General features: G+C 58.6%; 10 protein-coding genes. 2 read left to right on the top strand and 8 right to left on the bottom strand.

What is annotated here, in order from left to right; all coding sequences use genetic code 11:
* The first annotated feature begins 48 nt into the window (after positions 1–48).
* The gene (locus tag LT42_RS12005; RefSeq protein WP_037012642.1) at positions 49–2,301 is read left to right on the top strand and encodes a TonB-dependent receptor; all 2,253 of its coding nucleotides are present in this window, start codon (positions 49–51) and stop codon (positions 2,299–2,301) included.
* A 247-nt stretch (positions 2,302–2,548) separates the two neighbouring features.
* The gene (locus LT42_RS12000; RefSeq protein WP_037013284.1) at positions 2,549–5,110 is read left to right on the top strand and encodes a PepSY domain-containing protein; all 2,562 of its coding nucleotides are present in this window, start codon (positions 2,549–2,551) and stop codon (positions 5,108–5,110) included.
* 596 nt (positions 5,111–5,706) lie between these two features.
* On the opposite strand, the gene LT42_RS11995 is transcribed toward LT42_RS12000, so the two are convergent.
* The 8 genes from LT42_RS11995 to LT42_RS11960 all read right to left on the bottom strand — a co-directional run bounded on the left by LT42_RS11995 (position 5,707) and on the right by LT42_RS11960 (position 16,465).
* The gene (locus LT42_RS11995; protein ID WP_037012641.1) at positions 5,707–6,681 is read right to left on the bottom strand and encodes a peptide ABC transporter ATP-binding protein; all 975 of its coding nucleotides are present in this window, start codon (positions 6,679–6,681) and stop codon (positions 5,707–5,709) included.
* Complete coding sequence (locus LT42_RS11990) at positions 6,681–7,649, bottom strand: ABC transporter ATP-binding protein (protein WP_037012639.1); 969 nt, start codon at positions 7,647–7,649, stop codon at positions 6,681–6,683. Before LT42_RS11990 ends, LT42_RS11995 begins: the two co-directional genes overlap by 1 nt.
* A gap of 10 nt (positions 7,650–7,659) precedes the next feature.
* Positions 7,660–8,571, bottom strand: a complete 912-nt coding sequence (locus LT42_RS11985; protein ID WP_037012637.1) for an ABC transporter permease subunit — start codon at positions 8,569–8,571, stop codon at positions 7,660–7,662.
* A 10-nt stretch (positions 8,572–8,581) separates the two neighbouring features.
* Entirely contained in the window at positions 8,582–9,592 is a 1,011-nt protein-coding gene (locus LT42_RS11980) for an ABC transporter permease subunit (RefSeq protein WP_037012635.1), read from the bottom strand.
* Between the two features lie 64 nt (positions 9,593–9,656).
* A complete protein-coding gene (locus tag LT42_RS11975; protein ID WP_037012633.1) occupies positions 9,657–11,219 on the bottom strand; it encodes an ABC transporter substrate-binding protein in 1,563 nt (520 codons plus the stop codon).
* A 142-nt stretch (positions 11,220–11,361) separates the two neighbouring features.
* The gene (locus LT42_RS11970) at positions 11,362–12,741 is read right to left on the bottom strand and encodes an OprD family porin (RefSeq protein ID WP_037012631.1); all 1,380 of its coding nucleotides are present in this window, start codon (positions 12,739–12,741) and stop codon (positions 11,362–11,364) included.
* Positions 12,742–12,897: 156 nt separating this feature from the next.
* Positions 12,898–14,481, bottom strand: a complete 1,584-nt coding sequence (locus LT42_RS11965) for an ABC transporter substrate-binding protein (protein ID WP_420806901.1) — start codon at positions 14,479–14,481, stop codon at positions 12,898–12,900.
* 355 nt (positions 14,482–14,836) lie between these two features.
* Complete coding sequence (locus LT42_RS11960; RefSeq protein WP_037012627.1) at positions 14,837–16,465, bottom strand: ABC transporter substrate-binding protein; 1,629 nt, start codon at positions 16,463–16,465, stop codon at positions 14,837–14,839.
* Positions 16,466–16,702: the final 237 nt, after the last annotated feature.

Genomic DNA, 16,702 nt, shown 5'->3' with positions numbered 1-16,702 from the left:
GAGTCTCACTTATATTCCGCCGCCTTACTGTTTCCTTGGGGAAGGAAAATGCCGCGCCAAGCTCAACCCGTTTCTGCACACTCTCAGCGTTCCATTGTCGGTGCGGTAGGTGTCGCCATCGCCGCGATGTCGGCCGGCCATATGGCGCAGGCTGCCGAACCGGCACCGGATAACGCGCTGAATCTGGGCGCCACCAACATCGATGGCGAACGGGTCGATACGGCTTACAAGACCGAGGAGTCAGCGTCTAAAAAGTACACCGCTCCGCTGCGCGAAACGCCTAAAAGCGTGACCGTCATTCCGCAGCAAGTGATCCGGGACACGGCCGCCACAAGTCTGGCCGACGCGCTGCGCACTACGCCGGGCATCACCTTTGGCGCGGGGGAGGGCGGCAACCCGAACGCCGACCGACCGATCATTCGTGGTTTCAACGCAGAAAGTGATGTGTTCATCGACGGCATGCGCGATGTAGCGGCGCAGAGTCGCGAAATCTTCAACATCGAATCGGTCGAGGTCAGCAAAGGCCCGGGCTCTGCCTTCACGGGCGCAGGCTCCACCGGCGGCAGTCTGAACCTCATCACCAAGGGCGCGCACTTGGGTGACGCTTACAACGGCGGCTACACCTTTGGTTCGGACCAGACCCAGCGCTACACCGTGGACGTCAACAAGCAGATCACGGATACCGCGGCCTTCCGCCTGAACCTGATGAAACACGACGCCAACGTCGCCGGCCGCAACGACGTCGACAACAGCCGCTGGGGCGTTGCACCGTCGTTCGCCTTCGGGCTGGGCACGGACACACGGGTCAAGCTCGATTACTACCACCTTTCGACCGACGACATGCCCGACTACGGCATTCCGCTGACCAGCACCCCGGGCCGCAGCAAATACGTGGTCGACAAGCCGGCCCACGTCAACGAAAACAACTTCTATGGCCTGACCGACCGGGACTATCGCAAGAGCGTCAACGACAGCGGCACCTTCCGCATCGAGCATGACCTCAACGAGAACCTGACCATTTCCAACAGTTTCCGTATGTCGCGTTCGACGCTGGACTACATCGTCACCAACCCGGACGACAGCCGTGGCAACGTCGCCAACGGCCTGGTTTCGCGCTCCGCCAAGAGCCGCAACTCCACGTCCAGCGGCTTCGTCAACCAGACCGACCTGCAGGCGAAGTTCAACACCGGTTTCGTGGAGCACAGCCTGGTCACCGGCATTGAGTTCTCCTATCAAGACACCCATAACCGCGCCTATAACGTAACCAACGCCCGGGGCGGCGCCATTGGCTCTACCTGTAACGCGGGGCTGCTGGCTTCAGGCGACTGCACCAGCCTGTATAACCCATCGCCAAAAGATGACTGGAACGGGACCATTACCGACAGCCAGGCCTACACCGACACCGACACCAAAACCAGTGCGGCTTATGTCTTCGATACCTTGAAATTCAACGAGCAATGGTCGTTGAACCTCGGCTTGCGGTATGACGATTACGACGTTCGCTCCAGTGGCTACAGCACGGGTGGTCGCGGCTCGGTGGCCGGTGATTTTAAGCGCGAGAACACCAGTCAGCTGTGGAATTACCAGGTCGGCGTGACCTATAAACCGTTGCCAAACGGCAGCATTTACGCCGCATGGTCCACCTCCAGCAACCCCTCGGGTGAGACCAGCGGTAACGGCGGCCTGGAAATCGCCGCGAACAACGCCAATCTTGATCCGGAAAAAAACCGCAACTACGAGTTGGGCACCAAGTGGGACTTCTTCGACGACAACCTGTCGCTGACCGCCGCGCTGTTCCGCACCGAGAAGACCAACGCACGGGTCAATGACCCGGACAACGCGACGTTCCAGGTGCTGGATGGCGAGCAGCGCGTCGACGGTCTGGAGCTGACCTACAGCGGCAACATCACCGGCAAATGGAAGGTCTACGGCGGCTATACGTACATGGAGAGCGAGATCGTCAAAGCCACCAGCAAGGCGGACGAGGGCAACCACATGCCGAGCACGCCACGTAACAGCTTCAATTTCTGGTCGACCTACGAACTGATGCCCAAGTTGACCGTTGGTGGTGGCGCGACGTTTGTGGACTCGCGTTTCGGCAACGAAGCCAACTCGGTGGAAGTGCCGTCCTACTGGCGCTACGACGCAATGGCTACGTACGCGTTGACCAAAAACGTTGACCTGCAGTTGAACGTGCAGAACCTGACCGACAAACGTTATTACGACCAGGTGTTCACCACCCACTACGCCCACATGGCTGCTGGCCGTACGGCGTTGATGAGCGCCAGCTTCCACTTTTGATCTGAAGGCGAACCTGTCACTCCTACAGAATTCGCCCTGGCCGCGCGGTGGTGGCGTGTCAGTACCTGTGGGAGTGAGCTTGCTCGCGAAGGCGGACGCTCGGCCGCTGGATATCCAGCGGATGTACCCACCTCTTCGAGCAAGCTCGCTCCCACGGTTTCTGCATCAAGAATCAGCTACAGATGAGAATGTTTGCCGTTTGTGCGCATAATGCGCGCCGTAGCGGGTTAACGAGGTGTCGAGGGTGTTGAAGAAAGTCCTGTTTCAAGTCCACTGGTTCTTCGGGATCACGGCGGGACTGGTGCTCGCCCTGATGGGAATCACGGGCGCGCTGTATTCGTTCGAAGAAGAAATACTCGACGCGCTCAATTCCGATGTCCTGTTCGTGCAGCCCCAGGCCCGCCAGCTGTCGTTGGCCGAGATGGTCAGCACAGTCGAAGCTCAAGGCAAGGACACCGTGGGCATGTTCCGCATTGATGCCGACGGCGACAGAATCGCTCAGGTCTGGTTCAAGCCAGCACCCGGCCAGCGCCGTGGCGAAATGCACAACTTCAATCCCTACACCGGCGAGTTCACGGAAGATGCGGTCGGTCAGGACTTTTTCGGTTTCATCCTGAATCTTCATCGCTTCCTTGCGGCTGGCCAATACGGCAAGCAAGTCACGGCGGCGTGCACGTTGATTCTGGTGTTCTTCTGCCTGTCCGGTTTGTACCTGCGATGGCCACGCAAGCCCCTTAACTGGCGCGTATGGCTGACCATGGACTGGGCGAAGAAGGGACGCAGTTTCAATTGGGACCTGCACTCGGTGTTCGGTACCTGGTGTCTGTTCATCTATCTGATTCTGGCGATCACCGGGCTGATGTGGTCTTACGACTGGTTCAGCAACGGCATGACCAGGCTGATCGGTGATGCGCCGGTGGCAGGCGAGCAGCGCCGTGGTGGCGGTGGCCCGCGGCCTGCACCTACAAAAGACGCTACCAAAGAAACTACGGTTGCCAGCTCGACACCGGATTACGACGCGATCTGGCAGACCATTCAGAGCACGGCAGGGCCGGATCTGAAAACCTACAACCTGCGCATGCCGCAGGCACCGGGACAGATGGCGACGGTGTTCTACATCCTCAAATCCGCTCCGCACCCTCGCGCGCTGAACCAGATCACCCTGGACCCTGCCAACGGCGAGCTCAAGGCCGTGTCGCGCTACACCGAGAAAAGCCTGGGCGCGCAGTTGTTGATCAGCAACTACGCGATTCATACCGGCAGCTACTTCGGGCTGACCGGGCGGATTATCGCGACCGTCGCCTCATTGCTCATGCCATTGTTCTTCGTCACCGGCTGGTTGCTGTACCTGGACCGCCGACGCAAGAAGCGCGGGATTCGCAATGCCCGAGGTGGAGTCGCTGCGCCGGCAGGTGAGCCGGGTGCGGCATGGCTGATCGGCTTTGCCAGCCAGAGCGGATTCGCCGAGCAACTCGCCTGGCAGACGGCGAGCCAGCTGCAAACCGCCGGTATGCCGGTCAAGGTGCAGCGTCTGGGCGACATCACCGAGCAGGATCTGAATCAGAGCCAGAACGCGTTGTTCGTGGTGAGTACGTTCGGTGACGGCGAGGCGCCGGACAGCGCTCGGGGGTTTGAGCGCAAAGTGCTGGGCCGGCCGCTGGCGCTTGGCAATCTCAACTACGCGGTGCTTGGACTGGGCGATCGCCAGTATCGACAGTTTTGCGGGTTCTCTCACCGGCTGCATGGCTGGCTCGCGGAGCGTGGCGGTCGCACGCTGTTCGACCCGGTGGAAGTGGACAGCGGCGACGGTGCAGCGCTGCAACGCTGGCAACAGCAGTTGGGCCAGTTGACGGGTTCGACGCCGGCGACGATCTGGCAAGCGCCGGATTATCAGAACTGGACACTTGTGGCCCGAGAATGGCTGAACCCGGGGAGCGCAAGCTCGAAGGTGTTTTTGCTTGGGTTAGCGGGTGAAGAGGCGACGCTTTGGCAGGCCGGCGATCTGGTTGAGGTATTACCGCGTAACCCAGCGTCTGCGGTCGAGCAGTTTCTTTCAGGGCTGGGAATCACGGCTGACACATTGGTGGTGGTGGTGGACGGGTTGAGTGAGACGCTCGGTCAAGCCTTGAGCACGCGTCAGCTACCGGTAAGCCGCAGTCACTTGGTGGGCTTGCATGCACAGGCATTGGTAGGCGCATTGGTGCCGCTGGCCATGCGCGAATATTCGATCGCGTCGATCCCCGAAGACGGCTCGTTACAGCTGATCGTGCGCCAGGAGCTGCATCCTGATGGCACTCTCGGGCTGGGTTCGGGCTGGCTGACCGAGCATGTTCAGGTCGGCGGCGCGATCAGTATGCGGGTGCGTCGCAACAGTGGTTTCCATCTGCCGGCCGAATCGGCGCCGATGATTTTGATCGGCAACGGTACCGGCTTGGCGGGCTTGCGCAGCTTGCTGAAAGCCCGGATTGCAGCGGGCGAGCAGCGCAACTGGTTGCTCTTTGGCGAGCGCAACGCAGCCCACGATTTCTATTGTGCCGATGAGCTCAACGGCTGGCTGGCGAGGGGTGATCTGGCGCGTCTGGATCTTGCGTTTTCCCGGGATCAGGCCGAAAAAGTCTATGTGCAGGATCGTCTTCGCGAGGCCGCTGATGAGCTGCGTCACTGGCTGGATGGTGGCGCTGTGATCTACATCTGCGGCAGTCTGGAAGGCATGGCCGCTGGCGTTGACGAAACGTTGAAAGCGTTACTGGGTGACCGCGCCGTTCAGGACTTGATCGAGCAGGGCCGTTATCGGCGGGATGTGTATTGATCAAGTGCGGCGGTGACTGCGGTTGCGGTTGCAGTTGCGAATGCGGCTGCGACTGAGCCGGCGATTGCGACTGCGGTTGTGATTGCGAAGAAGCGAAGCGAAGTGGGGTGCGTGCAGCTTTCGGATCCGCAGTTCCTCTGATACCACGCACTACTCTGTAGGAGCCGGCTTGCTGGCGAACGCAGTGTTTCAGTCGAGATATTCGTAGCTGACCCACCGCATTCGCCAGCAAGCCGGCTCCTACAGGGGATTTTTGTGCTCAGCTAGAGGGTCGGCGCTTCCAATGATGCTGATGCTTGATGAGCTTTGAAACGAGCGCAAGGCCCTGCGCGTGGAGGAGTCAACGGTGGCTGCAGGGTCGAGGTGGCCGGGCGATTTACATTCGTAGGAGCCGGCTTGCTGGCGAACACAGTGTTTCAGTCGAGATATTCGTATCTGACCCACCGCATTCGCCAGCAAGCCGGCTCCTACAGGTTGGGCGCCAGCAAGCTGTTGTTTTGCAGGCACTACGAGCGGCCAGTTGTCTGGGTAACCAACTCCGACCCATAAAAAAGGCCGTTACGCTCACACGCAACGGCCTTTTCATTACTCGACCATCACACCACAAACTGTTCCGCGTAATGGCAGGCAACGTGGCGGTTGTCTACCAGGCGCAGTTCCGGCACTTCCGTGACGCAGCGTTCTGTCGCGTACGGGCAGCGCTTGTGGAACGGGCAACCAGACGGCGGGTTCAGCGGGTTGGGCAGCTCGCCGACGATCTTGATCTTCGGCTTCGACGGGTCCGGGTGGATCGTCGGAGTCGCTGACAACAGCGCCTGAGTGTAGGGGTGCAGCGGACGGTTATAGATCTCTTCCTTGGGACCCATTTCGGCTGGCTTGCCGAGGTACATCACCAACACCGTGTCGGCGACGTGACGCACCACCGCGAGGTTGTGGGAGATGAACACGTAACCGGTATTGAACTCCTGTTGCAGGTCCATGAACAGGTTCAGCACCTGGGCCTGGATCGACACGTCGAGCGCGGACGTCGGTTCATCGGCCACCAGCACTTTAGGCTGCAGCATCATCGCCCGCGCCAGCGCGATACGTTGACGCTGACCGCCGGAAAACATGTGCGGATAGCGCTGATAGTGCTCGGGACGCAGGCCGACCTGCGCCATCATCGCCTGCACTTTCTCGCGACGCTCGGCACTCGACAGGCTGGTGTTGATCAACAGGGGTTCGCCCAGTTGATCACCGACCTTCTGCCGCGGATTGAGCGATGCATACGGGCTTTGAAACACCATCTGCACGTCTTTGCGCAGCTGCTTGCGTTGCGCCTTGGTGGCGCCGGTCACTTCCTGGCCGGCGATCTTCAGCGAACCGGATGAAGGCTCTTCGATCAGCGTCAGAGCGCGGGCGAGGGTGGACTTGCCGCAGCCGGACTCGCCGACCACAGCCAGTGTCTTGCCAGCTTCGAGTTCGAACGACACGCCGTTGAGCGCACGCACGGTTGCGTGCGGCTTGAACAGCCCACGGGACACATCATAGTGACGAGTGAGGTCACGAGCGGTGAGTACGATTTCGCTCATTACGCCACCTCCTGATTACGCGGAAAGAAGCAACGGGCCAGGCTCTGTACTTTGGGATCAAGGGCCGGGCGTTGCTGGCGGCATTTTTCTTCGACATACGGGCAACGCGGTGACAGCAGGCAGCCACTTGGACGGTCATAGCGGCCGGGAACAATGCCTGGCAGCGTCGACAGGCGCGCCGCTCCCATGCTGTGCTCGGGAATCGCTGCCAGCAGCGCTTCACTGTAAGGGTGCGCAGGGATGTCGAACAGTTGAGGAACCTGACCGACTTCAACAGCCTGGCCGGCATACATCACGCAGACCCGCTGTGCGGTTTCAGCCACTACGGCGAGGTCATGAGTAATGAGGACCAGGCCCATGTCCTGCTCTTTTTGCAGGGCCAGCAATAGGTCCATGATCTGCGCCTGAATGGTCACGTCCAGCGCCGTGGTCGGTTCGTCGGCGATCAGCAGTTTCGGCTCGCCGGCAATGGCCATCGCGATAGCAACACGCTGGCTCATGCCGCCCGAGAGTTGGTGCGGATAGGCGTCCAGACGCTGTGCTGCGCCCGGGATTTCGACCTTCTGCAGCAGTTCGAGTGCGCGCTGGTGAGCCGCGCGACCGGACAGGCCCAGGTGCTGCTTGAGCACTTCCTTGATCTGGAAGCCCACGGTGTAGCTGGGGTTCAACGCGGTCATCGGGTCCTGAAAGACCATCGACAAGTCTTTGCCGACGATTTGCCGACGCTGACGCGAATTGAGCTTGAGCATGTCTTTGCCGTCGAACACCAGCGCGTCGGCGGTCACTACGCCGGGGTGCTCGATCAGGCCCATGAGCGCCATCATGGTCACGGATTTACCCGAGCCCGACTCGCCCACGATGGCCAGTACTTCGCCCTTGTCGACCGTCAGGTCGAGGCCGTCTACGACCGGCGTGGCCGTGGCGTCGCCGAAGCGCACGTTGAGGTTCTTGATGTTTAAAAGAGACATTCGGACGTCCTCAGGCGGCGTTCTTGAGTTTCGGGTCCAGCGCATCGCGCAGACCGTCGCCCATCAGGTTGATTGCCAGCACGCTGAGCAAAATGGTCAGACCCGGAAGGCTCACCACCCACCAGGCGCGTTCGATGTAGTCGCGGGCCGAAGCGAGCATGGTGCCCCACTCAGGCGTTGGCGGTTGAACGCCCAGACCGAGGAAACCCAGCGCGGCGGCGTCAAGGATGGCCGACGAGAAGCTCAGCGTTGCCTGGACGATCAGCGGTGCCATGCAGTTGGGCAGGACGGTGATGAACATCAGGCGCGGCAGGGTAGCGCCGGCCAGGCGCGCAGCGGTCACGTAATCGCGGTTCAGTTCGCCCATCACGGCGGCGCGGGTCAGACGTACGTAAGACGGCAGCGACACGATGGCAATGGCGATGACGGTGTTGATCAGGCCAGGGCCGAGGATTGCGACGATCGCCACAGCCAGCAGCAGCGATGGCAGTGCGAGCATGATGTCCATCAGACGCATGATGGTCGGACCGAGGATTTTCGGGAAGAAGCCGGCCAACAGGCCCATCAGAATCCCGGGAATCAGCGACATGACCACCGACGACAAACCGATCAGCAGCGACAGGCGCGAGCCCTGAATCAGGCGTGACAGCAAGTCGCGGCCCAGTTCATCGGTGCCCAGCAGGAACTGCCATTGCCCGCCTTCCAGCCAGACCGGAGGGGTCAGCAGGAAATCACGGTACTGCTCGCTTGGGTCATGGGGGGCGACCCACGGCGCGAAGAGGGCGCAAAACACGATGACCAGCATGAATGCCAGACCGGCCACGGCGCCTTTGTTCTTCGAGAAGTGCTGCCAGAACTCTTTGTAGACAGACGGGTAGAGCAGGCTTTGATCGACTGCTACTACGGGAGTAGTTGTGCTCATAAAAAGGATCTCAGCGCTGATGACGAATGCGTGGGTTGGCAAAGCCGTAGAGGATGTCCACCACGAAGTTGACCAGAATCACCAGGCAGGCGATTAGCAGGATGCCGTTTTGCACGACAGGGTAGTCGCGGGCGCCGATGGCTTCGATCAGCCACTTGCCGATGCCCGGCCAGGAGAAGATAGTCTCGGTCAGAACCGCACCGGCCAGCAGTGTGCCGACTTGCAGGCCGAACACGGTCAAGACCGGGATCAACGCGTTGCGCAGACCGTGAACGAACACCACGCGCGCCGGCGACAGGCCTTTGGCACGGGCGGTCCGCACGTAGTCTTCACGCAGGACTTCGAGCATCGAGGAGCGTGTCATCCGGGCGATGACCGCCAACGGAATGGTGCCCAGCACGATGGCCGGCAGGATCAGGTGACGCAGGGCGTCCATGAACGAGCCTTCTTCATCGCTGAGCAAGGTGTCGATCAGCATGAAACCGGTTCTGGGAGGAATGTCGTACAGCAGGTCGATACGACCCGATACCGGGGTCCAGCCCAGCGATACCGAGAAGAACATGATCAGGATCAGGCCCCACCAGAAGATCGGCATCGAGTACCCCGCCAGGGAGATACCCATGACCCCATGGTCGAACAGGGACCCTCGCTTCAAGGCTGCAATGACCCCGGCCAGCAGCCCGAGAATGCCTGCAAAAATCAGCGCCGCAATCGACAGTTCCAGTGTTGCCGGGAACAGCGAAGTGAATTCGGACCACACGCTCGTGCGCGTACGCAGCGATTCGCCCAGGTCGCCATGGGCGAGTTTGCCTACGTAATCGATGTATTGCGCATAAAGGGGTTTGTTCAGGCCAAGACGTTCCATGGCTTGGGCGTGCATTTCCGGATCGACCCGGCGTTCACCCATCATGACTTCCACAGGGTCGCCCGGAATCAGACGGATCAGTGCGAAGGTCAGCAAGGTGATGCCGAAGAAGGTGGGTATGAGCAACCCCACTCGGCGAGCGATAAAACTAAACATCTTCTCGTGTACCTCATCAGGTCCCGGCGGTTCTCTGGGTAGCAGAGCCCGCCGGATTCTTCTTCTACTTCACTTGGGTGGTAGCGAAGTTATTAGTGGTGAGAGGGCTGATGTGGTAACCCTCCACGTTGTTGCGCATTGCAGTGAACATCTTGGTGTGAGCCATGCTGATCCAGGGCAGATCTTGATTGAAGATTGCCTGGGCCTGCTCATAAAGCGCGGCACGTTCGGCCGGGTCGGTTTTTTCCCGGGCCTGATCGATCAGCGTCTGAAACTTCTGATTGCACCAGCGCGCGTAGTTTTCGCCGTTTTTGGCGGCCTCGCAACTAAGGTTCGGGGTCAGGAAGTTATCAGGGTCGCCATTGTCACCTGCCCAGCCTGCGGACACCATGTCGTGTTCGCCGTTTTTGGCACGTTTGAGCATTTCGCCCCATTCCATGACGCGTATATCTAACTTAATGCCGACTTTGGCCAGGTCGGCCTGCATCATTTGCGCGCCGAGCATCGGGTTGGGGTTGGTCGGCCCGCCGCCGTTGCGGGTGAACAGTGTCAACACAGTGCCGTCCGGCACGCCGGCTTCCTTGAGCAACGCTCGCGCCTTGTCCAGGTCATGCGCCGGGTTCTTCAGCGTCTTGTTGTAACCGAGCAGGGTATCCGGGTAGGGGTTGACCGCAACGGTTGCGTTGCCTTTGCCAAACAGCGCGTTGACATAAGCCTCTTTGTCGAAGGCAATTTCAATCGCCTTGCGCACTCGCACATCGCTCATGAATTTGTGGGTCGTGTTCATGGCGATGTACGCGGTCGTCATCGCGTTCAGCTCGTCGACCTTGAGGTTGGAATCTTTCTTGATGCTGGGGATGTCGTCAGGCTTGGGGTAGAGCGCGATCTGGCACTCGTTGGCCTTGAGTTTCTGCAGGCGCACGTTGTTATCCGTGGCGATGGCGAAGATCAGCGTGTCAGCCGGCGGTTTGCCACGGAAGTAATCCGGATTGGCCTTGAAGCGCACCTGAGCATCTTTGGCGTAGCGCTGGAAGACAAACGGACCGGTGCCGATGGGTTGGCTGTTGAGGTTGTCGGTCTTGTTGGTTTTCTGCAACTGATCGGCGTACTCGGCCGAGTAGACGGAGGCGAATGCCATGGCCACGTCAGCCAGGAACGGCGCCTCACGGCGAGTCAGGGTAAATTTGACGGTGCTGTCGTCGACCTTCTCGACACTCTTCAGCAGCTCTTTGAAACCCATGCTCTCGAAATAGGGGTAACCGACCGGCGACTGTTTATGCCACGGGTGGTTGGGGTCCAGTTGACGCTGGAAGCTCCAGACCACGTCATCGGCGTTCATGTCGCGGGTTGGTTTGAAGTATTCGGTGGTGTGGAACTTGACGCCCTTGCGCAGGTGGAACGTGTAGGTCAGACCGTCATCGCTGATTTCCCAGGTGTCGGCCAGCGCGGGAACGATCTCGGTTGAGCCCGGCTTGAAGTCCACCAGACGGTTGTAGATGGTTTCCGCCGAAGCATCAGCGGTCACGGCCGTGGTGTAGAGCGCAGGGTCGAAACCTTCCGGACTGGCTTCAGTGCAGACCACCAGAGGCTTGGCCGAAACGCCGACTGCGACGCTGAACAGCGCCATGGCGACTGCGCCACGCAATGTTGCGAGTTTGAATGTCGATTTCAAGTAACGCACTCCGCAAGTGATGAAGCCATAGATGAGTCGGTTTCGGGCTACTTGGTTCGATAAGAACGGCAGCCCGATGCCTGATCGATAGCGCTGATTACAAAATGTTGAACGGAACGGTGGTCACCAGACGGAACTCGTTGATGTTGCCATCAGCCTGGTTTTCGCTCGCGCGGTGGGTGGTGTACGTAGCACGCATGGTCGACGCCTTGAGCGGGCCGGACTGCAGGGTGTACGAAGTGCCGACACCATATTCGTAGTGGTTCTCGTCGTCCATCTTCGAGACGTCGTAGGCGGTGCCTTTGTAGTGCGTGCCGTCGATGTCGAAACCGCGAGCCTGGTAAATGTTGAACTTCAGGCCTGGCACGCCGTAGTCCGCCATGTTCAGCAGGTAGCTCAACTGGACCGACTTCTCGTTCGGGCCGTTGAAGTCCGAGAGCAGGGAGTTGGCCAGGAAGATGGCGTTGGTGTCATGCAGGTAGTCGAAGTAAGTATCGCCTTCAACTTCCTGGTACGCGATGCTGAAGCTGTGCGCTTTGTGAGTGGCGGTCAACGACAGGCTGTAGGTGTCGTTGTCGATTTCACCCATCTTCTTCTTGCCGGAATCTTTGGTCTTGTAGTAGTTCAGGTTGGTGCTCAAGCCCAGCACGTCGGTGTCACCCATCTCATGGGTGAAGGCGAAGTAGTACTGATGCCAGAAGTCTTCAACATTGGAGGCATAGAAGCTGGTGGTCAGGCTTTTGAATGGCTTGTAATCGACGCCTGCCATGTCAACGTGATCGGCGGTGGCGGTGTTGTTGGTGTACTCGGAGCGGAACTTGGTCAGGCTCTGCTCGGTACGCGGCGACACGCGATCAAAGCTGCCGGCCTGGATCGAGATGTTGTTGAACTCGTCGCTCTGAACGCTCACACCTTCAAAGCTTGAAGGCAGCGCACGGTTGCCGATGTAAGCCAGCACCGGGGTGTTCATCGATTGACGGCCAGCGGTCAACGTTGTGTTGGAGACGCGCGCCTTGATATTGCCCAGGCCCAACTTGCTCCACTGACCGACCGGGTCGCCGTTGTTTTCGGTCAGCGTACGGTTGGCGCCGCCCATCAGGTCGTCTTTGTCGCGGTCCAGTGCAACAGCGTTGTAAAGCGCCATCTGGGTGGCGAAGCCGACAGTGCCCTGAGTGAAGCCCGACGTGTAATCAACGATCGTGCCCTGTACCCAGTTGATACGGCGCGGGTCGCTGTCAACGACAACGCCGTTCTCTTTGCGGGTGAACTCGCCGTCCCGACGCAGCAGTTCGTTGGCGTACCAGTTCTTGGTCGAACCGGTCAGTTTGGAGTCTTCCAGAAAGCCCTTCGCTTCGCTCTGGGCGTTGTTGGGGGCCAGTGTGGTCGGAACGAATTCCTGACTGGTTGGCTCTGCCTGGGCCGCAACGCTGAGTGCGAGGACGGATAAGGCGAATACAGCGGTGCTGGCTTTTTTCACGTTATGAAGCTCCCGATTACTGCTTTTTTAGAGGCGGGCTTTTTATGGTGTAGCCCGCTCGATGGTGCGGCCTCATGGGCCATTGTTTGCCTACCCGCTTAAATGCGGATAAAGCAATGCCAAAGGGCGTTGTGGCGCCCCCGGCATGTTTTTGAATTATTCGGCGATACTGACGCCGGAGAAGTTATTGCGATTGAACGGACTGACCATGAAGCCCTGCACTTCTTTGCGCATTGGCTGGATCACCGTGGAATGGGCAATCGGTGTGATAGGCACCTGTTCCTTCAGGTAGTGCTGGGCTTGCTTGTAGAGTGAAATGCGTTGGTCCTTGTCAGCGGTGGCGACGGCAGCCTTGACCAACGCGTCATACTTTTCATCGCACCACATGGAGTAGTTGTTGCCGCCGATGGACGCGCAGCTGTACAGCGTGCCCATCCAGTTGTCCGGATCACCGTTGTCACCGGTCCAGCCAATCAACGAGATGTCGTGCTCGCCGTTTTTGCTGCGCTTGAGGTATTCGCCCCACTCGTAACTGACGATAGTGGCCTTGATACCGACTTTCGCCCAATCCGCCTGGAGCATCTGGGCCATCAACTTCGCGTTGGGGTTGTAAGGGCGCTGGACCGGCATGGCCCACAGCGTCAGTTCGGTGCCTTCCTTGACGCCAGCGGCGCGCAGCAACTCCCGTGCTTTTTCGGGGTTGTAAGGGGCGTCTTTCACTGTGTCGTCGTAGGACCATTGCGTTGGCGGCATGGCGTTCTGGGCCAATTGGCCGGCGCCTTGATACACCGCGTCGATGATCGCTTTCTTGTCCACGGCCATGTCCAGGGCCTGGCGCACTTGCAGGTTGTCCAGTGGCGCGTGACGTACGTTGTAGGAGATATAGCCGAGGTTGAAGCCCGGTTTTTCGATGACATGCAGCTGTTTATCAGCCTTGATGGATTCCACGTCTGCGGGGCGCGGATTCAATGTAACCTGGCACTCGTCTTTTTTGAGTTTTTGAATGCGTACCGAGGCATCCGTATTGATTGCAAAGATCAACTGATCAATTTTGATCCGGCTCGGATCCCAGAACTGTTTGTTAGCGACATAGCGGATCTGCGAGTCTTTTTGGTACCGCTGGAATACGAACGGACCGGTGCCGATGGGCACCTGGTTAATATCGCGCACATTACCCGAGGCCATCAGTTTGTCAGCGTATTCAGCCGAAAGAATCGATGCGAAGTTCATCGCAATGTTCTGGATAAATGCCGCATCAACTTTGTTGAGCGTGAACACCACCGTCATTGGCGAAGTTTTATCCACCGACTTGATGTTTTTGTCCAGACCCATGCTGGTGAAGTAAGGAAACTCTGTCGGGTACGCAACCCGGAAAGGGTGGTCCTTTTGCAGCATGCGGTTGAAGGTGAAGAGCACATCGTCGGCGTTGAAGTCGCGGGTCGGCGTGAACGTCTTGTTGCTATGAAATTTCACTCCCTCGCGCAGGTGAAACGTGTAAGTCAGCCCGTCAGGCGAGATGTCCCAACTTGTCGCCAGGGCAGGTACCACACTGGTCTGGCCCCGTTCGAATTCGGCCAGACGGTTATAGATCGGTTCGGCTGCATCATTGTCGGTGCCCGATGTGTACTGCCCGATATCAAAACCGGCCGGGCTGCCTTCCGAGCAAAACACCAGACTCTTGCTGGCGGCCTGGGTGACAGGCGTCAAGACGAGAAGACCGGCTGTAATCAATGATGGCATAACGATATTCGAACGCATGATATTCCTTATCGTGATTGACGCGTTGAGACGAGTGCCTGTTTAGATCCGTGGCAATCGTTTGCGCAAATGGACGGTCGACGCCTGGATAACACCCCGATGTTCAATCTGAACGACGAATGCATTTCGGCTTATCAGAAGGTATGTCTCTGACGCCAGCCAGTCCATAGTTGCACATGCTTCAAAGTGTGTAGGAAAAGTACTTATTGTTAGTAGGCAAGGTCTGTCGGCAAACCATTACTCATCTAACGATATTCACTTTCGTTTAATGATCGCGCACATGACAGCGCGGTCGCATTGCCCATGGGCAACGCGACCGGTCAGTCATATTGAAGTGTTACTTGCCGCTGACGCTGACGCCGTAGAAGGAGTTCAGACCAAATGGGCTGATCTTGAAGTCCTGAACTTCTTTGCGCATCGGCTGATAAACAGTCGAGTGAGCAATCGGAGTCATCGGAACCGCGTCTTTAAGCAGATGTTGAGCCTGCTTGTAGAGTTCTGTGCGTTTGGCCTGATCGGTGGTTTCCTTGGCCTGGTGGATCAAGGTGTCGAAAGGCTTGTCACACCATTTGGCAAAGTTGTTGCCGTTGATGGCGTCACAGCCAAACAGGGTGCCGAGCCAGTTGTCCGGGTCACCGTTGTCGCCGCTCCAGCCAATCAGCATTGCGCCGTTCTCGCCAGCTTTGGCGCGTTTGATGTACTCGCCCCACTCATACGAAACGATCTTCGCGTTGATACCAATTTTCTTCCAGTCGTTCTGGAGCATTTCGGCCATCAGTTTGGCGTTCGGGTTGTAAGGACGCTGAACCGGCATCGCCCACAGGGTGATCTCGGTGCCTTCCTTGACGCCGGCCTGCTTGAGCAGGTCCTTGGCCTTGGCGATGTCGTACGGTGCGTCCTTGATGGTGGTGTCATAGGACCATTGGGTTGGCGGCATGGCGTTGACCGCCAGTTGGCCCGCGCCCTGGTACACCGCGTCGATGATGGCTTTCTTGTCGACAGCCATGTCCAGCGCCTGACGCACTTTCAGGTCGGCCAGCGGGTTCGGCTTGTCGTCACCCTTGATCTTCGGCATCACGTTGTAGGCGATGTAACCCAGGTTGAAGCCCGCCTGATCAGGCATCTTCAACGCAGCATCGGCCTTCAGCGGAGCGAGGTCGGCAGGGCGCGGGTAAGCCGTGATCTGGCATTCGCCCTTCTTCAGCTTTTGCGCACGAACCGAAGCGTCGGTGGTGATGGCGAAAATCAGGTTGTCGACTTTGACGTCTTCAGGCTTCCAGTAATCCTTGTTCCCTGTGAAACGGATGTTGGAGTCTTTCTGGTAGCTCTTGAAAACAAACGGACCGGTGCCGATCGGCTTCTGGTTGATGTCTTCCGGCTTGCCTTCCTTGAGCAACTGAGCAGCGTATTCAGCGGACTGAATGGAGGCAAAGCTCATTGCCAGGTTCTGGATGAACGCAGCATCTACCGTGCCGAGGGTCATCTTGACGGTGTGATCGTCGACCTTCTCGATCTTGGTGATGTTGGTGTCCATCGCCATGTCGGTGAAGTACGGGAATTCGGTCGGGTACGCCTTACGGAACGGGTCGTCCTTGTTGATCATGCGGTTGAACGTGAACAGCACGTCATCGGCATTGAAGGTACGGGTCGGTTTGAAGTAAGGCGTGGTGTGGAACTTCACACCTTCACGCAGATGGAAGGTGTAGGTCAGGCCGTCCGGGGTAACGTCCCAGCTGGTTGCCAGACCTGGAATGACAGCGGTGCCGCCACGTTCGAACTGGCTCAAACGGTTGAAAACGGTTTCGGCCGAAGCGTCGAAGTCGGTACCGGTGGTGTATTGACCTGGATCGAAACCAGCAGGGCTGCCTTCGGAGCAGAACACCAGATTCGATGCTGCATGGGCGAAGGGAGCGCTGGCGATCAAACCTGCGCCGAGAAGAAACGGAATGACCGCTTTTTTGAGCATGGTGGCCTCAGTTGTTGTCATTTTTTGATTGAGGGTACGGCCTTTTGAGCCGGTCCCGCGGATACTTATGCAGGCGCCATACCCAAAGCAAGATGTTGGCGCCAGACGGGTGACAAACAGTGGCACGAACGTACACGAATGTCGCATAACTGTAATTTCTGACGCTGTTGAACGTTTGCGTGTCGCATATCGATATCTTTGTCGCCCCAAAAAGGTGCATCGCAACGTGGCGATTGC

This window comes from Pseudomonas lutea (assembly GCF_000759445.1).
GTDB classification, from domain to species: domain Bacteria; phylum Pseudomonadota; class Gammaproteobacteria; order Pseudomonadales; family Pseudomonadaceae; genus Aquipseudomonas; species Aquipseudomonas lutea.
The sequence above is the reverse complement of the archived record's forward strand: the minus strand, read 5'-3'. Positions and strand labels throughout refer to the sequence as shown.